Below are 23,530 nucleotides of genomic sequence, written 5' to 3' on the forward strand. Positions count from 1 at the left end.
TCTCCTTCACAGATTCAGACCGGCGCAGACGTGAATGGCCTGGCCGGTGACGCTCCGGGAGGCGTCCGACGCCAGGAACAGGACCATGTCGGTGATGTCCTCGGGAGGGATCATGCGCCGGAGAGCGATGTGGTCCGTGAACTCCGCCCTCACCTCGGTGTCGGATAGACCCGTGGCCAGACACCGGTCCCGGAGGACCCGTTCGATTCGATCCCCTTCCACGGGACCGGGGCAGATGGCGTTTGATCGGACGTTGTAGGGTCCCAACTCGACCGCCAGTGTCCGGCTCAACCCCACGACGGCCCACTTGGAGGCGACATAGGGCGCCCTCAGCGGCAAGCCGATGCGGCCCGCCATGGACGAGATGTTCACGATGGATCCGGACCGCCGGGCCATCATGTGGCGATAGACGGCCTTGGCGCAGAGGAAGGAGCCGGTCAGGTTGACTGCGATCACCTGCTCCCAGTCCTCCAAGGCGACTTCGGAAACGGGCGCCGTGGGACCGGCGATCCCCGCATTGTTCACCAGGACGTCGATACAACCCCACTTATCCAGGATCGCAGCCACCGCCCGCTCGATTTGCTGAGGCCTGGTCAGATCCAGGTCGATGGCCAGTGCCTCCCCTCCTTGGTCTTCGATGTCCCGTGTGGTTTCCTCGACGCCCTCGATGTCGGTGACCGCCACCCGGTAGCCATGCTCCGACAGGGCGAGGCTGATCTTCCGGCCCAGGCCCACTCCGCCGCCGGTGACCATGGCCGTACGCCGAGTGTCCGTGTTTCCCATCAGTCGATGATCTTGTTGAGAGGATACTCCACGATTCCCACCGCGCCGGCCGCCCGAACCCGGGGCACGATGTCCCGCACCACCGCCTCGTCGATGATGGTGTTGACGGCGGTCCAGCCCTCGGACGACAGTGACGAGATGGTGGGCTTCTGGAGAGCGGGCAGGATTTCCAGGACCGCTTCGACGGAATCCCTGGGAACGTTCATCATCATTCCCACCTTGCCCTCGGCCGCCATGGCTCCCCGTAGCATGAGCGAGATATTCTCGATCTTCTGCCGCTTCCAGGGGTCTTCCCACGCGTCCCGGTTGGCGATGAGCCGGGGCGTGCTCACCAGGATCGTATCGATGACCCTGAGGTTGTTGGCGCGCAGGGAGGAACCGGTCTCGGTCACCTCCACGATGGCGTCGGCCAGGCGGGGAGGCTTCACCTCGGTGGCGCCCCAGGAGAACTCCACGTGCGCTTCCACGCCGTGGCGTTTCAGATAGGCCCGGGTCAGGTTGACCCCCTCGGTGGCGATATGCTTGCCGGCCAGATCCGCCGGTTCGCGTATGGGAGAGTCCTCGGGAACGGCCAGGACCCAACGCACCGGCTTCCGGCTCACCTTGGAGAAGACCAACTCGGCGACTTCGACCACTTGGGCTCTGTTCTCCACGATCCAGTCATGCCCGGTCAGACCGGCGTCCATGACTCCAACCTGCACGTAGCGGGCCATTTCCTGGGCCCGGATCAGGATGCACTCGATCTCCGAGTCGTCGATGGACGGATAGTAGGACCGGGAGCGGAACCGGATCTGGTATCCGGCCTTGGCGAAGAGCTGGGCCGTCGCTTCCTGGAGGCTGCCCGCGGGAATTCCCAACGTCAGGATTCGTTCGCTCATTTGGATTTCCCGCTCCCGTAGACCTCGGCTGGATCGAATACCGGCTCCGCAACGACGGACAGCTCGCCGTCCTCCACCTTTCGAAAAAAACAACTCCTGTAGCCTTTGTGGCAGGCGGCGCCTCCCAGTTGAGTGACCCGGACCAGAATTGTGTCGGAGTCGCAGTCCACGTGAACCGAATGGATCCGCTGCACGTGTCCGCTCTCCTCACCCTTGCGCCAGAGGCGGTCTCGGCTGCGCGAGTAATAGCAGACCCGGCCGGTGCGGAGCGACTCTTCCAGCGCCTCCGGGTTCATGTACGCCATCATGAGGACGTCGCCTGTCTCATCATCCTGGGCGATGACGGGGACGAGCCCTCCCTGCTTGTCGAAGTCGATCTGGTCCTGAAGCGACACGTTCAACCTTCCTTTCCCGCAGTGTCGAACATGGGTGCCAAGTCCCGGTGGTGATAGAAGAGCGCCGGTGTTCCGCCGGTGTGCACGAAGACGAGATTCTGGCCCTTCCGCCACCGGCCCCGCCGAACGTCCGCCACGAGAGCCCCCATGGCCTTGCCCGTATAGATGGGATCCAGCAGGATCCCCTCCTGCCGGGCCAACAGCGAGATGGCTTCCAGTCCTTCGGGGGTCGGGATGCCGTATCCGGCGCCGATGTAATCGGGGCTCGCCTGAATGTCCTCCAGCGTCACGGCCGGTTCGAGTCCCATCAGCTCGGCCGCGCCGTTGGCCAGTTTGGCCATGTACTCAGCCGTATCGAAAGGCCATTCGATGGGCATGATCGCCTCCAGAACCGCCTCCCATTGAAGCAGTTTCCGGCCCAGGAACATCCCCGCTCCGGTGGAGCCGCTGGAGGAGAAATAGACGGCGTCGGCCCGGACGTTCTGCTCGTCCAACTGGTCCCGGAGCTCCACCAAAGCCCCGGTGTAACTCACGGAGGCCGCGAACCGCGACGGCGGGTCGGCGATGGTGAAGACCCTTTTCCCCTCGTCCCTCAGGCTGTCGGACTTTTCCTTGATCTTGTTCCAGAGCGGGGGACCCATGGGTTCCGAGTTGAGCTCGATCCGGGCCCCGACCAGATGATCCAGGAGGAAGTTTCCCTGGAACTCCATCTCGGCGTGATCCGTGGTCAGGACCAAGTGGCATTCCAGGCCGAGCTTGGCAGCGGCGGCGGCGGTCTGACGGCAGTTGTTGGACTGGATTCCGGCTCCCCAGACCAACGTGTCGGCGCCTTCCTCCAGGGCCCGCCCCAGGATGAACTCGTTGTGCCGGGCCTTGTTGCCGCCGAAGGCCAGACCGGTGCAGTCGTCCCGTTTGATGAAGATCCGGGGACCGCCCAGCGCGGCGCTCAGCCGCGGAAGCTCTTCCAGAGGTGTGGGCAGATGGGCCAGGGAAACCCGGGGAAGACGGTCAATCCTGTCTCGAAGTTCCTGGGGACTGATCATTTTGGGAGTCGATGGTTTGGAGTTTAGAAACTGCGACGAATCTTTCCGTGTTGCCGGCCGAGGCGCCCGCCGACGGCTGACGTCCACTAGTTTAACAGCCCGTGGTGAAACTACCCCAAGAGTCGGTCGTATTTCGGCGGAAAATCGGGTCGCGCGCCGCTATTGGGGCGCGGCCTCCCTGGCGTGGGTGTACAGCAACTTGCCCTTTTCGTCGTAGAAGGTGAAATCCATGCGGGCCCGCCCCTCGCCGGTCCGGCCGATCTTCAGGAGCAGGAAACCGCCGGTGGGCTCCTCGTAGTGGTACGGCTGTTTCACTTTTCCCTCGGGATCCGAAGATTTGGGGTCGCCCGGAAAGTACCCGATGATGGCGTTGGCGTCGATCATCGCGCCGACGGAGAATTCCTGGAAGCCGGAGGGGTGGATGGCGTGGTACTGCCAGTGCCGGTCCCCGCAGATGATGACGAATCGTTCGGGAGAGAACCGGTTTTCCGTCAACCAGCGGAAGAACTCGTTGCCTTCATGGCGGAATCCCCCGGGATTGACGTGGTTGTCCCGCTTATACTCGTAGCCGGGTCCCACCATGGGGGTCGCGGAGAGAAGGACCTTGAAGGTGGCGTCGCTTGCCAGCAGGGTCCGCTTGAGCCACTCCTTCTGCTCCTTTCCCCAGATCGTCTTCTGGGGACCGTCGGGAAAGTCGTTGGGGCTGCGGTAGTCCCGTCCCTCCACCATCCAGATCTGCAGGTCCCGGTTCACTCTTCTGGTGAAGTAGGTCACCGAATCGGACGCCTGCGGATCGACGACGGGATACTGTTCCCTGAACATCCGGACCCCCAGCTCGTGGGAAGGAGCGTGGCCGGAACCGGAGTGCGTCGGGTAGAGGTTCTCCTTGGGATAGGCCCCGATCCTGTCCTGGGCGTAGACGCGCGCCGGGTTCACCGGATCGGAGTCGTTGAACCGGTAGTCGTGGTCGTCTTTCATCCAGTAGGTGGCCACCCGCGCGAACAGGTCCAGGAATCTCTGCTGCGAGTACTGCTCCTGGTGCTTCATCCGCAACTGGTGCTGCGTCTCCGCCCGTCCTCTCATCTGGTGGCCGCTTCCGGGGCCGTCGTAATAGACGTTGTCTCCCAGTCCCACGAAGAAATCGGGCTCCAAGGCCAGGATCGTCGCCAACGCCGGATAGCCCAGCGCCTTGTCCGGTCCGCTGTACGGCGGTTGTGAACCACTGCCGGTGTAGTGGAATTTGCTGTAGTGCATGCAGGTGGAGAGGGCGAAGCTGTAGGAGCCCTGTCCGGTTTCCCCGCCCAGCGTGGTGAACGCCGCCGCCGCCGATTTCTCGAGACGTGACTTGTCCGGTCCGTAGGCCAGACGGTAGTGGTAGCGGGTTTCCGGCCGCAGCCCATCCACCTTCACCTTCACGATGAAGTCGTTTTCCGGGAGGGCGGTGAGCCATTCGGTCCGAATCGGGTCCTTGAAATCGGCTCCCGTCGCCACCTCGAAGCGGGCGACTCCCTCGATGCCCAGAACTCCCGACCAGCGGCGGTCAACGACACGGTTCGTCGAGGTCAGGCGCGACTGGAGGATGGCCGACGTGTCATCCACGGCTCCCGCCATCAGCCCGTGGCCCAGTTCCATGGGAAAGGGGTCGCCGGACCGGGAGAAACCCAGGGTGCCCGGGACCAGGAACAAAACCAGCGTGCAGCTCCGGGCCAGGCGGCCGATTCTTTCTGTAAGTTCCTGGAAAATGATCATTTAGTCTGGTCCGGCCTCCTTGGCGTGGGTGTAGAGCACATTGCCCTTTTCGTCATGGAAGGTGAAATCCATGCGGGCCCGTCCCCCGCCGGTCTGGCCGATCTTCATGATCAGGAAACCGCCGGTGGGTTCCTCGAAATGATAGGGATGCTTGATCTTTCCCTCGGGGTCCGACGATTTGGGGTCGCTGGGAAAGAATCCCAGAATCGCATTGGAGTCGTCCATCGCGCCGACGGAGAATTCCTGAAAGCCGGAGGGGTGGACGGCGTGATACTGCCAGTGCCGGTCACCGCAGACGATCATGAAGCGGTCCGGAGAGAAACCCTTGTCCGTCAGCCAGCGGAAGAACTCGTCGCCCTCGGTTTGAAATCCTCCCGGGTTGACGTGGTTGTCGCGCTTTGCGGCGTAGTCGGGTCCCACCATGGGGGTCGCCGAGAGGAGAACCTTGAAGGTGGCGTCGCTCTCCAGCAGGGTCCGTTGCAGCCATTCCTTCTGTTCTTTCCCCCAGATCGTCTTCTGGGGACCGTCGGGGGAGTCGTTGGGACTGCGGTATTCGCGTCCCTCCACGATCCAGATCTGCAGGTCCCGGTTCACTCGCCGAGTGGAGTAGGTCACCGCGTCGGACGCCCGTGGATCGACCACGGGAAGCTGCTCCCGGAACATCCGCGCGCCGAGTTCATGGGTCGGGTCGTGGCCGGAACCGGAGTGCTTCGGGAAGAGGTTTTCCTTGGGATAGGTTCCCGAATTTGACTCGTCATAGATATGGATACGGACCGGATTGACCGGATCGGAGTCGTTGAACCGGTAGTCGTGGTCGTCCTTCAACCAGTAGGTGGCCACTCGGGCGAACAAGTCCGGGAACCTCTGCTGCGAGAACTGCTCGTGGTACTTCATCCGCAACTGGTGTTGCGTCTCCGCCCGTCCTCTCATGTCCTGGTCGGCGCCGGGGACGTCGTAGTAGACGTTGTCGCCCAGGCCCACGAAGAAGTCGGGCTCCAAGGCCAGGATGGCAGCCAGAGCGGGATAGCCCAGCTCCTTGTCCGGTCCGCTGTAGGGTGGTTTGGAACCGTGGCCCGTGTAGTGGAAATAGGTGTAGTTCATGCAGGCGGCCAGGGCGAAGCTGTAGGAGACCTGCCCGTCGGGTCCGCCCATAGTGGTGAAAATCGCGGGAGGCGATTTCTTGAGCCGCGACTTGTCCGGTCCGTAGACCAGGCGATAGTGGTAGCGGGTCTCCGGCCGAAGCCCTTCCACCTTGACCTTCACTATGAAGTCGTTCTCCGGGAGGGCGGCGAGCCACGCGGTCCGAATCGGGTTCTTGAAGTCGGCCCCGGCCGCCACCTCGAAACGGGAGATTCCCCTGATCCCCAGGACGCCCGACCAGCGGGGGTCGACGAGGCTCTCGGTCGAGGTGAGGCGGGACTGGAGAATCGCCGAAGCGTCGTCCACGGCGCCCGCCATCAGGCCTTGGGCCAGTTGCACGGGAAAGGGGTCCCCGGACTGGGAAAAACCCGGATGTCCCATGGCCAGGAAGAGGACAAGAGCGGGGAGCCGAATCTGGCAGGATCGGCGGGTGAAATCGGTGGTCATGGCGTCCTCCAAGTCCCGGAATCATAACCGATTTGAGGCGGCAGGAGGCGATCTCCAAATCGCCCGGTCTTCGGCACCAAATCGTTCCTCCGGAGTTCGGCGATTAGGAAACCGCCGCCCCCGGCGACAGGAATGTCGCCGCTCCAGTCGCCGCTCCAGACTTGCTATACTCGCCGATCGATACGGGCAAACCCATGTTGAACCTGGAAGGCAGGACCGCCCTGATGGTGGGGACGAAGCGGATGGGCGGCGTGGTGGCGCGGCGCCTGGCTCAGGCGGGCGTTCGCCTGGCGCTCAGCTACCGGGGATCCAAGCGCGCCGCCGAGGGGCTTCAGGCGGAGTTGGCGCCTCTGACCCGAACCTGTCTGGTCCAGGCTGATGTGAGCCGGCCCGAGGACGTGGATCGCCTGATGGGGACGGTCCGGGAGGAACTCGGGGACCTCTCCTTTCTCGTCAACCTGGCGTCGGGATTTCCCCGGGCTCCCCTGGATTCGTTGGACGCGGCCGCCTGGGAAGCCGCGGAGCCGGCGGCCCGGGCCAACTATCTCCTGGCGGTCCACGCCGCCCGGAGCATGCGGCGGAACCCGGGTCCGACCCGGGGACACCTGGTCTTCTTCAGCGACTGGGCCGCCGGAGGGACTCCCTACCGGAACTACCTCCCCTATCTCACCTCCAAGGCGGCCATCGACTTCATGACCCGCGCCTTCGCCGCCGAACTGGCTCCCCACGGCATTCTGGTCAACGCCATCGCTCCGGGCCCCACCATGCGCCCGCCGGAAATCAGCCGTGAGGACTGGGACCGCAGCGTGATCGCCCGGACACCCCTCCGGCGCGAGTCCGCTGCCGGCGAGATCGCCGAGATGATCGTGACCCTCCTGAAGAGCGAGACCATTACGGGCGAAACCATCCGGATCGACGCCGGCCGCCATCTGGCGGGTCCGGGAGTGGACTGATTGCTCTGTCCGCGCGGTCGGTCCGCAGCCGAAACTTGCAAGTTCAAGACCGTAATTGCAGTCTAGGCAATGATGTTGCGGTCGATCGGCGCATCGTTTTTTTCACTGATTCTCGTGGCCGGAGCCGTCGCCGGGGAGACCTCGCTCACCTGGTCCAGGGGCCCCGATCTGGACCTTCCCAGGGGCGGCTACAGCGCCGTCGCCTACCAGGAGGGAATTCTCGTCGCCGGGGGAGCCTACTGGCGGGAAGGCGAGAAACTCTGGACGGATCGAGTCGACTTCTACGATCCGGAAGCCGAAAGGTGGTCCCAGCGGCCGTCTCTGCCGGAACCTCTGGGTTACGGTGGAATGGTCCGGATCGGGGAGGAGATCTACCTGTTGGGCGGAGGCAACGGTCCGCAGCCGCAACGCCAGGTCTTCAAGCTGACCGAAGAAGGCTGGTCCGTGGCGGGACAGAATCCGGCGCCGCGCTATTTGGCATCGGTGGTGGCCGTCGGATCCACCATCTACCAGGTGGCGGGAAGCCACAGCATGACCGATCTGGACCGTTGCACCGATGAGGTCTGGTCCCTGGACGTTGCGACCGGCGACTGGCAGAGGTTGGCGCCGATTCCGGGACCGCCCCGGATGATTCACGCGGCCGCCGTACTCGGGAGCTCGGTGTACATCTTCGGAGGCTCCACCAAGGAACTGGGGCAGCAGTTGCGAAACCTGGACGACGCCTACCGGTTCGACACCGGGACGGGACAATGGAGCCTGTTGGGTCCGGCTCCGGTGGCGGCCCGGGCCTGGTGGGCGGAACCGGTGGGCGAACTGATCTACCTGTCCGGCGGGTACGCCCGGACGTTTCTGGGAACCGTCTACGAATACGATCCTTCCGGAGACACCTACACCCTGGTTTCCAGCTTCGAGCCGGGCCTGGCGGATACCGAGTTCCTGCACTTGGACGGAGCCTTCTACGGAATCTCCGGCGAAGACAAGGGCCGGTCCCGCTTCCCCGGGCTTCTCGTCGGCCGTTTTCCGGAGGAGCTTTCCGAGGAGGAGTCCGCAGAAGAGTCCGGGGAACCCTCCGGCGAGTAGCCGAAGGACCGCCTTTCCCGTTTCCATCCTCTCAATCATTCCCGGTGGCCGATGCGCCTGACGAGCGACGGACAGAATCAAACCCGGTGGACCGATTTCATTCGGCGCCAAGTCCTCCGGTACGCCGGGTTCTGGCTCGTGGTCCTGGCATGGGCGGCCTGCTACTCGCCCCTCTTGAGCGGCTTGAGGGTCGTCACCTACGACGCCCTGGCTCAGAATTTCCCCGCCGCCGCGTTTTCCGCGAGAGCGATTCAGCAAGGAGATTCACCTCTTTGGAATCCGAACCTCTTCGCCGGGCATCCCGCGTTGTCCGATCCCCAGATGTTCCTGTTCTCTCCCCTGTTCATGCCCTTGATGGTGCTGGGGGACCCTCACGACATCCACTGGTTCACCCTGGTCGTGGCGCTCCACGTGCTTTTGGGCGGGATCGGCTTTTACGTTCTGCTCCGGCGTGAGGACGTGGCGTTGTTGCCGGCGGTGCTGGGCGCCGCCGTCTTCATGTTCGGCGGGTACGCCCTGACCCGGCTGCAACACACGACCATGATCTTGAGCTACGCCTACTTCCCGTGGGCGCTGGTGCTCTTGCGCCGTTTGTTGAGCACTCCCCGGGTTGGCGTTGCGGCAGGTTTCGGTGTCGCCGCCGGGGGCATGGCGGCGCACGGCAACCAGTTGGCTTACCTGCTGTCGCTGGTTCTGGCCGCCGTCGCGGCGGCGGCGTTCTTCAGGGCGCCGGACAAGGTGGCATTTCTGGTGCGGAGACTGCCCTGGCTGGCCGCGGCCGGGATCCTTGCATTCCTGGTTCTGCTGCCCCAGCTCTACGGCATCTTCCTGTTCCTGGATGACAGCAACCGTCCCCATTACGAGTACGCGTTCGCGGCCCGGCAGTCCATGTGGCCCTATATTCCGGCAACGCTGCTGGCGCCGGACCTCTTCGGCGCTCTCGGCGACAACTATGTCGGGGCGGATGATCGGACCGAGTCTTTGTTGTACGTGGGAGGCCTCGGTGTGTGGGTGCTGGGGTTCTGGGGCTTGTGGCGCGGAGTCCTCTGGAGGCGCCGCAACCTGTTCTTCCTGGCCATGCTGGCGTTTTCGCTCCTGTACATGCTTGGCGATCTGACGCCGGCGTACCGTTTTTTTTACGAAGTCATCCCCGGCGTCGCGCTCTTTCAGCGGCCCCTGGACGGCGGGTTTCTGCTCAATATCGCCTTGGCGGGCCTGATCGCCCTGGTGTTGGACGAGGTATTGCGAAGGGACCGGGAGAGGCTTCCGTCCCGGCGGACGCAATTGGCAGGAAGGGTGTGCCTTGTGCTTCTGGCGACGGCCTTCTCGGTTGCCGTATTCAAGGGCGTGACTCTGCACCAGGATTGGCGGCCGGTCCTCGAGGCCCTCGCGGCCGCTTCGGTCTGGATATTCGCATCCGCACTGGCTCTGTTTCTGTTGCTGCGTTACCAACAACTGCGATGGCCGTTGTCTCTGACCCTCACGGCCCTTCTGGTGGCCAACCTGGGATGGGTGAACCTGAACCGCAGGATCAATGTGGTGCCGACCGGAAAAATCAGCCATCCCGGCGGGTTGCCCAAGGCCCACCGGCAAATCGTGGAGTTCATCGGCGAAAATACGGCTGCCGGAGAGAGCGGCGCTCCCCCTCGCCGCGTCGACCTGATTTACGCCGGCGCAGAGATGTCGAACCTGCCCAATCTCTATCCGATTCATTCCATTTCGGGCGCCAATCCGTTCGTCTCCGGCCGCTACCAGATGTTTGCGGGCAAACGAAACGTCTACTCGGGACCGCCGCTGTTTTCACCCATGATGCCCGGCTATGCATCGGAAGCACTGGACAGTCTCGACGTGAAATACGTGATCACCGCCCTGGACCTGGAAGAGTACGATTCGACTTACGATGCCGCCGATCTGCCGCTGGTGGAGCGCTTCGCCAACATCTCGGTCTACGAGAATCCGGATGCGCTTCCCCGCGTGCGCCTGCTGAACCGGTTCCAGGTCGCCTGCAGTAGAGAGCAGGCGGCGGAACTGCTGTCCAGCCCTTCCTTCTCCCACCATGGCAATGCCGTGGTCGAACTGCGGGATGAGCCGGTCCCCGAGTTGCAACGAGTCTTCGGCGCCAGTGCAACCCCTCCGTGCGCCGACGGCTCGAGTTTCGAGATTTCAACCGAACCGGGCGGCCCGGATCAGGTCCGGATCGTGAATTACGAAAACGACCGGGTGGAGGTGGTGGCCGACAGCGGGCATCCGCGCCTCCTGGTCCTGGCGGATGTCCTCACCGAGGGATGGAAGGCCTGGCTGGACGGTCGGGAAGTGCCGATCCACTACGCCAACTATGCTTTCCGGGGCGTGTTTTTGCCTCCGGGACACCACGAGATCAGCTTCCGATTCCGGCCGTTCGACGCCGACGTCGCCGTCCGTGTCCTGCGGAGAATCTTATCGGGCCGCGACGAAAACCCGGTGCCGATTCGTTACCGTTGACGGCTCCACCCGTCCGGTTTGGAGGCCTTCGGCCGCCACCGAAAAGGTCCATCGATCCAACTCGTAGCGCGCCCCTGCGGTATGATGCGCAACGAACGAATCTTGCCCGCACAAGCGGAGGACAGGAGAGACTTCCCATGACCGGTTCGATAGTTACGATTATTTTTTCGCTCGTGTTGAGTGCCCCCGGTTTCGCCGGCCGGCTTCCCGCGGAGACCGCGGCGGCTCCGGGCCGTCCCGGTTCGGGTGCCGGATCCACGCCCGAGGGGGTCCACTGCAAAGGCCAGCCCCAAGGCACGTCCTGCTGGATGGAGTTGGCCAACCAGCCGGGATGTTACGTCTGGAACAGCTACTTCCAGGAGGACGAGGCCCTGACTTGGACCGCAGGGTGCGCCGAGGGGTTGGCTCACGGCAAAGGCACGTTGACGGAGGCCTGGGACGGGGGCAGAAAAAAGGAGGAAAAAACCGGGCGCATTGTGAAAGGAAAGGCACTCGGGAAATGGGTCTACCGCGACCAGGATGGGAACGTCTCGGAGGGCCCGTTTAAGGAGGGCATGCGTCACGGAGACTGGGTCGAGCGCCTGGCGGGAGGGACCGTCCAGGAAGGGCCGTATGAGGCGGGGAAACGGCAGGGCAAGTGGTCTCTGCGCTTCGCTACCGGGACCGTCATGGAGGGCTCGTTTGCGAAGGGGTACCAAGAGGGCAAGTGGGTGTTGCGTTTCGCTAACGGGAACGTCCATGAAGGCCCGTACAAGGTGAACAGGCGTCACGGCAACTGGGTCGAGCGCCTGGCGAATGGGACCGTCCAGGAAGGCCCGTACGTGAGAGGGAGACGGCAGGGCAAGTGGGTGTTGCGTTTCGCTTCCGGGACTGTGATGGAAGGCCCGTTCGTGGCCGGGAAGCGTCAGGGTCATTGGGTCGAGCGCTACGCGGATGGGGCCGTCCTGGAAGGCTCGTATGAGGCGGGCAAGGAGCAGGGGCATTGGGTTGAGCGTTTGGCGGACGGGACCATCCAGGAAGGCCCGTATGAGGCTGGGAAGCGCCACGGATGGTGGTTCAAGCGGAGGAAAGGGGTCGTGGTTGAGGAAGCGTACTTTGTGAAGGGGGAGGGGGCGTGGGGCCAAAGCTAGGCCGTTCTCCCCGACGGGAGATCGATGAACCCGGAGGACACTCCTTTCGCTCGGCCGTTTTCCATTCTTCACCTCCAGCGTAATTTCATATACTTCGAGCCATGTCCAAGGAGGCCTCCCCGGATCATCCCGTTCACAAATTCATCTCGGCGCGCTGGAGTCCATACGCCTTCTCGCGGCGGCTGATCCCTCGCGAAGATCTGCTGTCCATCTTCGAGGCGGCGCGCTGGGCGGCATCCTCGTTCAACGAGCAGCCCTGGCGCTATCTCGTCGCGAGTCGCGACCGGAAGGAGGAATTCGAGAAGGTCTTGAGCTGCCTGCTCGAGGGCAACCAGGCCTGGGCCCGCGAAGTTCCGACGCTCGCGCTCGGGTGTATCAGGACAAGCTTCACCCATAACGGCCGGTTCAACCGCGTCGCAGAGCACGATCTGGGACTGGCTTCCGCGAGCCTCACGTTCGAGGCGACGAGCCGGGGAATCTACGTGCATCAAATGGCCGGAATTCGGCCCGACAAGGCGCGGGAGGTATTTTCCATCCCGGACGGGTTCGAGGCAGTAACGGCGCTGGCGCTCGGCTATCGGGCCGGTCCCGGCGCTGGAGCCTCGAAATTGCGGGCACGAGACGAAGGTTCGCGCACCCGTCGGCCCCAGAGCGAGTTCGTGTTCGGCGCCGCGTGGGGAAAGCCGGGTCTTGGATCCACGTAGAGAGGTGGGCGGCGGTTCTCGACGATCGATTGCCCATCGGACCCCTTGCATATATCGTGTCGGAAACCCTCCGCCACCTGTCGAGAGTCAGGAGAACTTCGATGAAGCTCCTTTCGCTGGCCCTTTCCGTCATCCTTGTGCTGTCGTCCAGCCTTCATGCCGGCCCCGGCCCGGACGCGGTTCACCTCGTATTCATTGAGGATCTGAAAGGCGAGATCTCGGCTGGAAATGCCGAACGCGCCGGCAACATCGGCGAAGTTCTGACTCTGCTCCAGCGTCCGGAGGTTCAGAAACTCGGCCGCCATTTCGACCTGGAGAAGATCGAAGCTGCAATCCCGGCGCTCGACGACGACACCCTGGCCCACCTGGCCGATGAGAGCGCACGGATGAACGAGCAGTTTCGGGCGGGAGATTCGGAACAACAGTGCGGATGCGACCTGAAGAGAGCCATCGCCTTATGGACCATCTTTTGGGCCTCCATAGTGGCCATTGTCGCGATAGCTGTTCTTGGGTAACGGCAACTGTCGAACAGCCGTTGGACAGAGTGGTCGAAAACGAGCAGACGTTCTGACGAATTCTGATCCGTTCCCACACCGGGACAGCCCGCCCGATGCGCTTCCCGGCGGTACGCGGCTTCGGTAAGATCAAGAGCAATCGATCCTTCTCCGAGCGCGCCAAGGACAGTTGGGAGTGCCCTTGCCAGGTCCGATCCGCACTCTCGTTGTTTTCCTCCTGTTGATCGCTCCCGGGTTCGCCGGTCAAGAGTGCCAGGTTCCACCGGAAGCCCTCGTGGAACCGGGCGGTTCCGGGGCGGTCCCAGGACCTCCCCCCGTGGGGTTCCGGTGCAAAGACCAACCCGAGGGCGCGTCCTGCTGGATGGAGTTGGCCAACCAGCCGGGATGTTACGTCTGGAACAACTACTTCGAGCCGGACGAGAACGTGACCTGGACGGCCGAGTGTTCCGAGGGGTTGGCTCAGGGCGCCGGCACGCTCAGGGAGGTCTGGGACGCGGGCAAGAAATCCCAGGAAAAAACGGGGTCCCTCGTGGGAGGCAAGGCACAGGGCCGGTGGGTTTACCGCGACAAGGACGGGAACCTCTCCGAAGGCGACTACGAGAATGGGAATAAGCACGGTCACTGGGTGGAGCGCCTGGAGAACGGCACGGTCCAGGAAGGCCCCTATGAGTCGGGCGAGCGTCATGGCGATTGGGTCTTGCGATTCGATTCCGGGACTGTCATGGAAGGCCCTTTCGCGGCGGGAAAGCAGCAGGGCCGGTGGGTGTTGCGCTTCGCGTCCGGGAACGTCTCGGAAGGTTCCTATGATGCGGGTAAACGGCATGGAAATTGGGTCGAGAAATTCGTTTCCGGGACCGTCCAGGAAGGACCGTACAAGGAAGGGAACCGCCAGGGCCGGTGGGTGTTGCGCTTCACTTCCGGGACCGTGATGGAGGGCGCGTTCGCGGCGGGGAAGCGTCACGGTCATTGGGTGGAACGCTACGGGGACGGGGGTGTTCAGGAAGGCCCGTATGAATCGGGGAAGCGCCACGGTCATTGGGTGGAGCGCTACCCGGACGGGAACGTCCTGGAGGGCCCTTACGAGGCGGGGAAGGAGCAGGGCCATTGGGTTTTGCGTTTGCCGGACGGGGGCGTGCAGGAAGGTCCGTACGAGGCGGGGAAACGCCACGGCCGGTGGGTCGAGCGCGACGCGGACGGTTATGTCCAGGAAGGCCCCTATGAGGAATCGCTACGCCAGGGTTGGTGGGTGATGCGCAAGAAGGGGCTCGTGGTTGACATGGCGTACTTTACGGACGGGGAAGGCCAGTGGACATTAGGCCGTACTCCCCGATAAGAGGGCCGGATCAGAAGCGTCAACCCGGCAACCCCCGAAGGAAGGGGGCCCTGTCCAGTGGAATCCGCCGGGGAGGCGTCATCGGACCTTCGCCCGAAACGAACTCCAGGTTCGATCGACCTGCCGTAGGTCCTGGTTCCCTGCCAATCCTTCCCGATTCCAACGCCGGCGGATGCTTCGTCAGTCACCCTGTGAATCGCGCGCTCGCCGCCGGGCCTGCGCTACGAGTACGCCGCCGAGCCCCAGTACTCCGCCGATCAGTACGAACGCCGGCGTGTCCGCGCCCTGCTCGCCGAGCGAAGCATTGAACGCGCCGCCCGCCAGCATGCCGATCAGCATCGCAAGCAGAACTCTCACCATGTCGCGCTTGTCCGGAAGGAATCTTCCTTTGGTCATTTTTCAGTCTCCAATCGCCGAGCCGGAACCTGGTGCTCCCGGGCAATTACGAAATCAACTTCGTACATGTGAAACACTGCCCGGACCATTCCCAGTTGCCGGTACGCCTCCTGAGCCGTGCGGTTTTCGTTCTCGACATAGAGCCGAATCCCACACACGCCACGGTCCTTGGCCATTTCCAGAACGTGTCCGTAAAGAGCGCGCAGAACCCCTTGGCGCCGGAATTCAGGACGCACGTAGACACTTTGAAGCCACCAGAACATGCCGTTCCTCCAGTCGCTCCATTCGTATGTCAGCCCCAGTTGGCCGGCCGGACCGGACCCCGACGCCGCGATGAAGTAAAGGCCCAGAGCCTCGTCACGCAACATCGCGGCGACCCCCGCTCTCAGCCGGTCCATGTCCAAGTCCACATCTTCGGTTTCCTTCGCCAGACGCGCATTGAATTCAACGATGGTTTCGAGATCGGATAGTGCTGCGGGACGGATCTTCACAGTCACGAGGATAGACCACGGGGAGATTGGCGATCTACCCTCACGGCCGTGCTATGCGGCTTTCTCCGGCCTGGTCGGCAGACGGCCGAGTTCCCGGCATTTCACGTCGTTGTCGAATGAAGGGAGCCGCGGGGTCCAACAGGTCCCTCGATGCAGCTCCGGGGCAGATTCAACGCCGTTTCACCTCGATCATCCGGCCATAGATCCGGCGGGAGGGGGAGGTGTAGAAGTCGTCCCGCTTGTCGTAGACGACGAACAGCTTGCCGGGACTGATCTCGCGAACCGTGGTGTAGGCGCCGGTGATGTCCATGGCGAGCCGCGTTACCTGGGTCCAGGAATGGCCCTGGTCCAGACTGAAGACCACGAAGATCCCGTCGTCCTTGAAGTCGGGCTTGTGCCCGAAGCTGGCCACCAGGGTGCCGTCCTGCATCTCGATCAGGTCGGGATCGACACCCACGATGTCCCGCCACCTGCCCCAGCGGCTGTACTGCCAGCGCATGGGCAGGGCTTGGCTCCAAGTGGTCCCTTCATCGTCCGAGTGGGCCTGGTAGAGGGGGTTTTCCCTTCCGGTCCGCATCAGGCAGACGAGCCGTCCCTTGTGCCTCCCCCGGCTGAGGCGGACGATCACCGGCTCGTTGAATCCCTCCTGACCCATGGGCCCCGCGGCGATGGTGGAGACATAGGACCAGTTCTTGCCCACGTCCGTGGAGCGAAGCAGCAACGCGCGGAATTGCTTCATGCTGGGCCGGTACTGGCTGGGGGTGTTGTCCTCCTGGAAGACGCCGTAGATGCCGGCCAGAAGGTCTCCGTCGGGCATCTCCAGAATGGTGCGGTGCCACAGAATCCCGGTGGGGACGGTATCTCCCCGGTCGTCGCCGAGATTCGGTTTGGCCCGGGGAACGTGGGCGATGTAGGGCGAGGGCGTCACCGTCTGCCACTGGTCGTCGGAGTGCCAGACCTGACCCTGGAAGCGGCCGTCCCCGATGTGCCGACTGTAGTAGTCATAGATCAGGATCCGGCCGGACCGCAACTGGAGGGTGCATCCGGAGATGATGGGACCGTCTCCCTGTTCCTCCGTGGGGAACCAGAGTTCCCAGGTATTGCCGCCGTCGGTGGAGCGCACGGTCCTGGGAATGTCCCGCGGGTAGTTGGGTCCGGTGTACGACTCGGGATCGGGCCGGAGGACGGTCCCGACCACGATGATGGTCCCTTCCCGGGTGGTGGTCATGTAGGGGAAGATGGCGTCTTCCATGACCACCGTCTGGGGGCCGACGCGGATTTCCAGTGTCTCGTGTGCCGACCCGGTCGCGCCGACCGCCGGGACCGGCTGGATCAGGAGTGCAAGCAAGTACGCGATTGACAAGGTTCCAGGCCGTGCTGCCATTGTCACTGTCGTTTCCTCTTTTGAGTAAAGCCGAGCGAATCGGGTCCCGGCGCGAAACGCCCGGATTCTACTGTCACTCGCCCAAGTCCCGGCGCGACCGGAAACTCGGTCAAAGACTGAATCGGTAATCGAAAACGCACGATGAACCGACCATTTCTCGGAACCATAACGTCGCACTTGAGCCCAGCGAATCAGTCAGACGGACCGGTTCGTTGAGACTGAAGTGAACCGGCTGTTGAAGACCGTCGTTGATGGCTACATTGTTGGCGTAGAGATAGGTTCGGTCCAAGTTGTCCAATATGGGATTCAGCCGTCCTTGGATACCCGGGAGGCGCCCGGTACGTTCAGCGATGATTAGCGAGCCTCCATCGACGAGAGGCCTCATGTGAATTTCGAGGGGTTGGTCCGGCAAGTAGCCCCGTGTCACTCCGGCCGCGAAACCCGGCGCGGCGGAGAACACGATCATGGGGAGCCGCGCGTAGAGATCGAAATCGGCTCGACCGAACGCATCGGTACGCTCTTCCCTGTACGTCTTGTTGGGATAAAGAAGTAGCACGTGTACGCCGGGCATCGGTTCGCCGGTCCCGTCGTGACGGATCGTGATGCGCGCCGCGACCCCGTCCGGAGGCGGTGGACTCGCCGCCGGCAGGACGAGCTTCAATTCCCGGTCGCCGATCACTTCGAAGACTGGTTTCTCTCCCGCGAGCGAGAACGTCTCGTCCTCGATTACGCCGATGCCCTCGCCACGCCGTTCGATGAAGTATCGCCGCCCGCCAGCCCCGGGCACGTCCCCGACCGGACATTGCCCCAGCCGGGAGGCCAGGAGTTCGTTGCGCGTGAACTGACTGGTGCGAAGGTCTTCAGGGGTCATGGAGTTGCAGAGACCACCCGGAGAGTAGAGTTCCAGTCTGTCGTCAAACATGAACAAACGTATCTTCGATCCTCGCACGGCGTAGTCTCGGTGCACTACGGCATTCACCACGGCCTCGAAGACCGCGCGTTCGCTGTATTGAGGCACATCCTGGCGGGCCGGCCGTTTGCGGGCCGCGATGCGCCGGTTGCGGACGACGAAACGCATTGCGCCACGTATTTGTCGGTCGAGAGGCCCGCTGATGTCTTGGGCGTCCAGTTGCCGATTGCCGTCCATCTGGTTGCCGTCGTAGCAGACGGCTTGGATGTAGGCGTTTGGCAGAGCACCCCGGGGATCTTTGGAGGCCAGCAGCACTCCGCCGACCGTGGCTCGGGGCGTTCCATGAAGATCATCTTTGAGAAACTTCAGCTTCGATAGGCTGACCTCGTCGGGCTCGTTGACACGCGAACTCGCATACCGTCGCCATAGTTCCGGGCTCAAGCTGTTGATTCCGCTATCACGGACTACCTGCGTGTCAGTGGCCACGGCGTCGGATTGTCCCCGTGACTGCATCAATCGGCGGATTTCCGCAGTGTGCATCCGCCGTTTGCGGTCCCCCCGGCGCTGAAAATGGCCCCCAGGGGAGCGATAAACGGTCACTTCGACGGGGATTTCCACGAATAGCACACCACCGCCCGCAAGTGCCGGAACTCGGTAGATGCTGAAATCCAGCCGGGGCTTGATGAGGTCCTCACAGATTTCCGTCACGAACTTCGCCAACACGTCCAATTGCGTTGGGTCAGGCGCCTGGGGTTTCCGGTCATCCGATACGCCTAGGACGAGACGGCCACCGCGGGAGTTGGCGAAGGCCGCGAGTTCGTCGGCGAGGTCGGCGCGTCGAGGAGCGGAGACCCGGCGGCCCCGAAACTGAGCTTCCTTCAGTTCGAGACCGCTGTCTTCACCGAGTCGAACCTGTTCCCAAAAACGAGGAGCATCGACCGACATCGCATCTACCCTTCGGTGGCCTCATTTAGATGCCTGCCCTTGCGGGCCAGTTGAACGAACTACCGGTATTTGTTGCGCGGCTTAAACTGCTATTCGCTGTATATCTTTTTGCAGATTCATTGCCGTCGGCGTACCGTCGGCCATGTCCTTCATCACAATCTCTCCTCTGGGTCCAAAAAAGCAAGGGCCTCCGAAGAGGCCCTGCGTCCTGCGGTCGAAACCCCAAGGGGAGTGGCCGCAAATCTACGCGCCCGAGCCGAAGATTTCGAGCAACTTCTCCCGCCGGTAGTCGAAGATCCGCTTCACGTCTCTCCCGACTGCCAGCCAGTTCACCAGGGCGCCGCCCCAGACGGCGTAGCGGACCGTGTCCTCGCAGATCGCGCCATTTCCCGAGTCGCGAAATCGGTGCTCGTGGATCCAGAGGCGGTAGGGGCCCTTGACCTGCCGGTCGACGAATCGATGGGGTGGTTCCCAGGCCGTGATCTCGCTGATCCAGCGGACCGGCACGCCCCGGAGGCGCAAGCGGTACTCGATCCGGGTTCCCGCCTGCATGCGGATCGGTCCGGGCGTGACCACCTGGAATCGGAGCCAGGGAGGGGTCAGCCTCTCCAGGTTGAAGGCGTCCGAGAAGAAGGGAAAAACGTCTACGGTCCGGCGGGCGACCTCGACCTCGCTGTTCAGTTCGAAAATTCTCATACGGGTCCTGTCCGTGGCTCGACGACCCCACCGGTCGGCCGAAGTGATGCTGACGGGCACTGCCGGAACCGTACACGTCCCCGATCCACCAATCAGTCTATCCAGTTCGGGTTTCCCGGGCCCGGGTACCGTCTCAACGAATCCCGAAAGCAAAGGGACGGCGCGGGGCTGGCCGCCGATGCTCCCTCCTGGGTAAACTTGGCGCCGGATCGGAGGCATCGATGGCCCACCTCGTTTCGGATCGACTCGGCGAACTGCTCCAGGAACACGAACATCTCTACGGCGTCCTCTGCCGGGACGCGACCCTGACCGACATCGAGTTGATGGCGCAGGCCGGCTACCACCTGGTCTGGCTGGATCTGGAGCACTGTCCCCAGTCCATTTCCGAGCTGATCCGGCTCACGCGGAGCATCGAGCACCTGGGGATGGTGCCCCTGGTGCGGATCCCCGAGCTGCTGCGAACCAACGTCCAGCCGTTGCTGGACGGGGGTGTCCGCATCGTGACCTTGCCGGACGTCCGGACCGTGGAACAGGCCGCGCTCCTGGTTCAACTGGGGAAGTTTCCGCCCCTGGGACAGCGGGGCGTCTCCTCCACCGGCGCCGGAACCGGTTTTCAACTCGGTCCCGATTCCCTGGAAATCCTGCGCCAAGCCGACCGGACGGTGCGGATGATGGTCATGTTCGAGAGCGATGAGGGGTACGGGAACCTGGAAGAGATCGTCGGCCTCGACGGAATCGACATGGTCTCCGTGGGCCCCGGGGACTGGGCCACCGGCCTGGGTCTCAGCGGCCGGGAAGCCAAAGAGTATCTGGCCCCCAGGATCGAGCACATCCTGCGGGTGACCCGGGACGCGGGCAAGATTTCGGTCATGTCCGCGTCGGGGCCCGGCGAAGCGCGTTACTATTCCGATCTGGGCGTCCGGATTTTCATCGTGGGCGTCGACGTGGCCATGAAGCGCATGGCGCTGGTGAAGACGTTGCGCCAATTTCAGGGCGGGGAGGTGTGATGGCGGTTCGACTCGAGTTTGTAGGGCATGCCTGCTTTCGTGTCTTGGAAGAGGGAAGGCCGACGCTGGTCACGGACCCGTTCACCCTGACCATTACGGGTCTCGGTAACGACGGCATGAGTCTGGACGGGGATGTCGTGATCGTCAGCTCGCTGACCGATGAATTGCATGACAACGTGTCCCTGGTCGGGGGAGAGCCGCACGTCATCAACGCCCTGGACGTGGCCAATGGCCGGGCGGAGGAGACCATCAACGGCCAACCGGTGGCGGCCATTCCGGCGGCGGAGACGCCGGATCATCCCGACGGCCCCGAAGACAACGCCCTCTACGCCTTCCAGGCCGGGGGCCTCTGGTTCGCGCACATGGGAGACGTGGGATACGAACTGGGACGGGAGGAGTTGGAGCCGTGGGCCGGCCGGTGCGACGTGCTGCTGGCGCTGGTGGGCGAGGGGTTCACCGTCCCGCTGGACGCCCTGGACCGGATGATCGAAATCCTGCAGCCCACCTGGATCGTTCCCATGCACTACGCTCTGCCACCCTTCGGCTTCCGGGGGGTTCCCGGTGGCAACATGAGTCCGGTGGACGTCTTTCTGAATCGGCGGCCGCGTGACCCGGTCATCCTCGCCCGGCACCACACCATCACATTCCCGGCGCAGCGCGACCGCAACGGACGGCCCACTATCGTGGTCATGGAACCGTCGGGCTACCAGGCGACGGCCGGACTTCCCGAGTTTTGTGTGGCGCCCTATTGACTCCGGCGGAAGCAATATTACCTCCATATAGTAACGTGCCTGAAGTCACGACATATTATTTGGAGATGAGATCGCCTTCATGGCTCAGGTCCAGGAAGGACCCGGGAGGGTTACAAGTATATGAATGTGAGATAAAGGCGTATCAGCTGAACCGGTTTTTATATCAATATGTCGGCGAGTCTTGGGAGTGGACGGACAAGCTCTCCTGGTCGGATGAACAGTGGAAGACTTACGCGGTGAGCGACGCTCTTCGCACTTGGCTGGCTCACTACAGAGGATCCCCGGCCGGATACTACGAACTGCGGCAGGAAGGCGGCGATGTGGAGATCGCCTACTTCGGCCTGGCGCCGGGATTCATCGGCCGAGGCTTCGGAGGCTACCTCCTGTCGCACGCCATCGAGTCGGCCTGGGCGTGGAAGGGAACGACACGGGTGTGGGTCCACACCTGCACTCTCGATCATCCGAGCGCCTTGCCCAATTACAGGGCAAGAGGCATGAAGGTCTTCCGAACGGAGACTTGTTAGCGGGCTCTCGGGACGAAAACCAGGATCGTCCCAGCAAGGTAACGGGGACGATAGACACAACCGGTCACGCCTCAAACCTTTGTTCGGTTTGTTCCCGAAAATAGGTCTGCGCCTTGTTGATCTCACTCATGATCTTATCGTCGGGCACGTCTCCCCGAACGAAGATGAGTACTGACGCCGGATCGGAACCATCAATATCCAAGTGCATCGCCCACAGGTTGAAACCACACTTGCCTGTAGCAGTGCCGTAGCGGCGCTTGAACAGCAAGTCCTGATTGGCTTTTCCCCGGCGCATCAGAGCGTAGCAGAAAGGATTCTTTTGCATCTTTCGTCTTCGATTCTCTAGTAATTTATGTTTTCACCTCGGGCAATCAGGACAATCAAATAATCCAACAATTATCTATGTTGCCCTCGCCGGCCGGTTATCCGGATCCATAGGTTCCCCAGGGTTTCTTGTCCAGGACCCGCTCCAGAAACCACAGCGCATTCCCGCCCAGAATCTTCCGGATCTCCTCGTCGCTGAAGCCGCGGGCCACCAGGCCGACGGTCCAGTAGGGCCAGTTGCTCCACTCCATGGGCCGGGCCGAATAGTTGGGAATATAGGTCAGGTCGGTGCCGATGCCGACATGGTCGATGCCGGCCACCTTGACGGCGTGTTCCAGGTGGCGGGCGAACTGTTGGAACGTCGCCGGACGGGGCGGATCGCTGTTCCACTTGGAACGGTTCGAAGGGTCCCCCTGCTCCCAGAGGCGATGGTCGATGATGTAGATCCCGATGAGGCCGCCTCTTCCCGCCACCACCCGGAGGTAGTCGTCGTCCACGTTGCGCTGATCGATGTCCCGGTAGACGGCGGAACAGGCGGTGTGACTGTTGATCACCGGCTCTTGTGAGATCTCGGCCGCATCCAGTGCGGTCCGGCGGGCGGCGTGGGAGAGATCGACGGCGACGCCGAGTTCATTCATCCGGCGCACGACCTGGCGGCCTTCCTGCGAGAGACCACGGTCGCGGTGCCAGAGCTGGTAGGCGTCCCAGCCCACGGCGTTGGAGTGGGTATGGGTGAGTTGAGCCATGCGCACGCCCAGCCCGTAGAACAGGTCCAGGTGCTCCACCGACTTTCCGGGGACCCAGAGCGCGTGGACGCCCTGGAGCTGGGAGAGAACGCCCAACTTCCCCTGGCTGCGGGCCCTGCTCAGGTCCTTGGCGCCGGCAATCCGCACCACGTCCGGCAAGCGGGCGTACGCCAGATTGGAAGTGGCCATCCAGCGCAGGCACTGATCGAAAGTGTAGTGTCCCGCGTTGTCCTCCACCGCGAGGTCCAACCCCGTGAGCTGGTAGAGTGCCCTCCAGTCCTCCTGCCAGCCGTTTTCGAAGGCCGACTCCAGCGGTTTGTGCTCCCACCAGGTTCGGCGCACCCGGCGGGAGGCCTCCCGCGGGTCGACGCCCCCGGATTCCAGTTCCCGCCGGTCCCACGCGAGCTTGTGCTGGAGTCGCGGCCCCGGCTGGCCGATGGCGGCGGCGACGTAGACCGCGCCCATGAGATCGGCGACGTAGGCGTCATGGTGGAGTTGCAGGCCGTGTTCCAACTGTTTCGGAGTCGGCTTCAATTCGTCCAGGATGGTGGCTCTTCCAGCCATCACGCGTGACCGGATCGGTTCCCTCAGCGATTTGCCGGTCAGAGCCTCGGGCGTGGGGACGGCCCCCCGCGAGTAGACGTACGGCGCCGCGCCGAGGCCGCCGGCGAGCGTCCCTTGCAGGAGCGAACGCCTGGAGAACGGAAATTGCTTCATGGTCCGT

23 protein-coding genes are annotated in these 23,530 nt (G+C 63.2%); 10 read left to right on the plus strand and 13 right to left on the minus strand.

Features of this window, described 5'->3' with window-relative positions; all coding sequences use genetic code 11:
• Positions 1 to 6 precede the first annotated feature (6 nt).
• From OXT71_20305 to OXT71_20330, 6 genes are all read right to left on the minus strand, one after another.
• Positions 7 to 783, minus strand: a complete 777-nt coding sequence (locus tag OXT71_20305) for an SDR family NAD(P)-dependent oxidoreductase (protein ID MDE2928733.1) — start codon at positions 781 to 783, stop codon at positions 7 to 9.
• Complete coding sequence (hisG, locus tag OXT71_20310) at positions 783 to 1,661, minus strand: ATP phosphoribosyltransferase (protein ID MDE2928734.1); 879 nt, start codon at positions 1,659 to 1,661, stop codon at positions 783 to 785. Before hisG ends, OXT71_20305 begins: the two co-directional genes overlap by 1 nt.
• Positions 1,658 to 2,056, minus strand: coding sequence for a phosphoribosyl-AMP cyclohydrolase (hisI, locus tag OXT71_20315; GenBank protein ID MDE2928735.1), 399 nt, complete (start codon positions 2,054 to 2,056; stop codon positions 1,658 to 1,660). The genes hisG and hisI overlap by 4 nt, the downstream gene beginning before the upstream one ends.
• 2 nt (positions 2,057 to 2,058) lie before the next feature.
• Positions 2,059 to 3,099: a D-cysteine desulfhydrase family protein gene (locus OXT71_20320; GenBank protein ID MDE2928736.1), complete on the minus strand. Its 1,041-nt coding sequence runs from the start codon at positions 3,097 to 3,099 to the stop codon at positions 2,059 to 2,061.
• Between the two features lie 159 nt (positions 3,100 to 3,258).
• Positions 3,259 to 4,848: an alkaline phosphatase D family protein gene (locus tag OXT71_20325; protein ID MDE2928737.1), complete on the minus strand. Its 1,590-nt coding sequence runs from the start codon at positions 4,846 to 4,848 to the stop codon at positions 3,259 to 3,261.
• A complete protein-coding gene (locus tag OXT71_20330) occupies positions 4,849 to 6,435 on the minus strand; it encodes an alkaline phosphatase D family protein (GenBank protein ID MDE2928738.1) in 1,587 nt (528 codons plus the stop codon). It lies immediately after the preceding gene.
• Positions 6,436 to 6,629: 194 nt separating this feature from the next.
• On the opposite strand from OXT71_20330, the gene OXT71_20335 reads away from it, so the two are divergent.
• The 7 genes from OXT71_20335 (at position 6,630) to OXT71_20365 (ending at position 14,631) form a co-directional block, all read left to right on the plus strand.
• Positions 6,630 to 7,388 (plus strand): SDR family oxidoreductase, encoded by a 759-nt coding sequence (locus OXT71_20335; protein MDE2928739.1) that lies wholly within the window; start codon positions 6,630 to 6,632, stop codon positions 7,386 to 7,388.
• 69 nt (positions 7,389 to 7,457) lie between these two features.
• Entirely contained in the window at positions 7,458 to 8,468 is a 1,011-nt protein-coding gene (locus OXT71_20340) for a hypothetical protein (GenBank protein MDE2928740.1), read from the plus strand.
• Positions 8,469 to 8,519: 51 nt separating this feature from the next.
• Complete coding sequence (locus OXT71_20345) at positions 8,520 to 10,949, plus strand: hypothetical protein (GenBank protein ID MDE2928741.1); 2,430 nt, start codon at positions 8,520 to 8,522, stop codon at positions 10,947 to 10,949.
• Between the two features lie 137 nt (positions 10,950 to 11,086).
• On the plus strand, positions 11,087 to 12,079 hold the full coding sequence (locus OXT71_20350) for a hypothetical protein (protein ID MDE2928742.1): 993 nt from the start codon (positions 11,087 to 11,089) through the stop codon (positions 12,077 to 12,079).
• Between the two features lie 101 nt (positions 12,080 to 12,180).
• Positions 12,181 to 12,783 (plus strand): nitroreductase family protein, encoded by a 603-nt coding sequence (locus OXT71_20355; GenBank protein ID MDE2928743.1) that lies wholly within the window; start codon positions 12,181 to 12,183, stop codon positions 12,781 to 12,783.
• Positions 12,784 to 12,884: 101 nt separating this feature from the next.
• Complete coding sequence (locus OXT71_20360) at positions 12,885 to 13,298, plus strand: hypothetical protein (GenBank protein ID MDE2928744.1); 414 nt, start codon at positions 12,885 to 12,887, stop codon at positions 13,296 to 13,298.
• Between the two features lie 361 nt (positions 13,299 to 13,659).
• Positions 13,660 to 14,631 (plus strand): hypothetical protein, encoded by a 972-nt coding sequence (locus tag OXT71_20365; protein ID MDE2928745.1) that lies wholly within the window; start codon positions 13,660 to 13,662, stop codon positions 14,629 to 14,631.
• Positions 14,632 to 14,811: 180 nt separating this feature from the next.
• Here OXT71_20365 and OXT71_20370 read toward each other — a convergent pair whose 3' ends face one another.
• The 5 genes from OXT71_20370 to OXT71_20390 all read right to left on the minus strand — a co-directional run bounded on the left by OXT71_20370 (position 14,812) and on the right by OXT71_20390 (position 19,453).
• Entirely contained in the window at positions 14,812 to 15,027 is a 216-nt protein-coding gene (locus OXT71_20370) for a hypothetical protein (protein ID MDE2928746.1), read from the minus strand.
• Positions 15,024 to 15,524, minus strand: a complete 501-nt coding sequence (locus tag OXT71_20375) for a GNAT family N-acetyltransferase (protein ID MDE2928747.1) — start codon at positions 15,522 to 15,524, stop codon at positions 15,024 to 15,026. The genes OXT71_20370 and OXT71_20375 overlap by 4 nt, the downstream gene beginning before the upstream one ends.
• A gap of 163 nt (positions 15,525 to 15,687) precedes the next feature.
• The gene (locus OXT71_20380; protein ID MDE2928748.1) at positions 15,688 to 16,881 is read right to left on the minus strand and encodes a sialidase family protein; all 1,194 of its coding nucleotides are present in this window, start codon (positions 16,879 to 16,881) and stop codon (positions 15,688 to 15,690) included.
• 130 nt (positions 16,882 to 17,011) lie between these two features.
• A complete protein-coding gene (locus OXT71_20385) occupies positions 17,012 to 18,757 on the minus strand; it encodes a putative DNA binding domain-containing protein (GenBank protein MDE2928749.1) in 1,746 nt (581 codons plus the stop codon).
• A 243-nt stretch (positions 18,758 to 19,000) separates the two neighbouring features.
• Positions 19,001 to 19,453 carry an SRPBCC family protein gene (locus tag OXT71_20390; protein ID MDE2928750.1) on the minus strand — a complete coding sequence of 151 codons (453 nt, stop codon included), beginning with the start codon at positions 19,451 to 19,453 and terminating at the stop codon, positions 19,001 to 19,003.
• 221 nt (positions 19,454 to 19,674) lie between these two features.
• Between OXT71_20390 and OXT71_20395 the strand changes: the two genes are divergently transcribed.
• From OXT71_20395 to OXT71_20405, 3 genes are read left to right on the plus strand one after another with little or no spacing between them, the layout of a single operon-like run.
• Positions 19,675 to 20,460: an aldolase/citrate lyase family protein gene (locus tag OXT71_20395; protein MDE2928751.1), complete on the plus strand. Its 786-nt coding sequence runs from the start codon at positions 19,675 to 19,677 to the stop codon at positions 20,458 to 20,460.
• Positions 20,460 to 21,212: an MBL fold metallo-hydrolase gene (locus tag OXT71_20400; GenBank protein ID MDE2928752.1), complete on the plus strand. Its 753-nt coding sequence runs from the start codon at positions 20,460 to 20,462 to the stop codon at positions 21,210 to 21,212. Before OXT71_20395 ends, OXT71_20400 begins: the two co-directional genes overlap by 1 nt.
• Positions 21,213 to 21,247: 35 nt before the next feature.
• The gene (locus tag OXT71_20405; protein MDE2928753.1) at positions 21,248 to 21,736 is read left to right on the plus strand and encodes a GNAT family N-acetyltransferase; all 489 of its coding nucleotides are present in this window, start codon (positions 21,248 to 21,250) and stop codon (positions 21,734 to 21,736) included.
• 64 nt (positions 21,737 to 21,800) lie between these two features.
• On the opposite strand, the gene OXT71_20410 is transcribed toward OXT71_20405, so the two are convergent.
• Both OXT71_20410 and OXT71_20415 read right to left on the minus strand, forming a co-directional pair.
• Entirely contained in the window at positions 21,801 to 22,061 is a 261-nt protein-coding gene (locus OXT71_20410) for a hypothetical protein (protein ID MDE2928754.1), read from the minus strand.
• A 97-nt stretch (positions 22,062 to 22,158) separates the two neighbouring features.
• Positions 22,159 to 23,523, minus strand: a complete 1,365-nt coding sequence (locus tag OXT71_20415) for a membrane dipeptidase (protein MDE2928755.1) — start codon at positions 23,521 to 23,523, stop codon at positions 22,159 to 22,161.
• Positions 23,524 to 23,530 lie beyond the last annotated feature (7 nt).

It is taken from the genome of Acidobacteriota bacterium (assembly GCA_028874215.1).
In the GTDB taxonomy this organism is placed as follows: Bacteria; Acidobacteriota; UBA6911; order RPQK01; family JAJDTT01; genus JAJDTT01.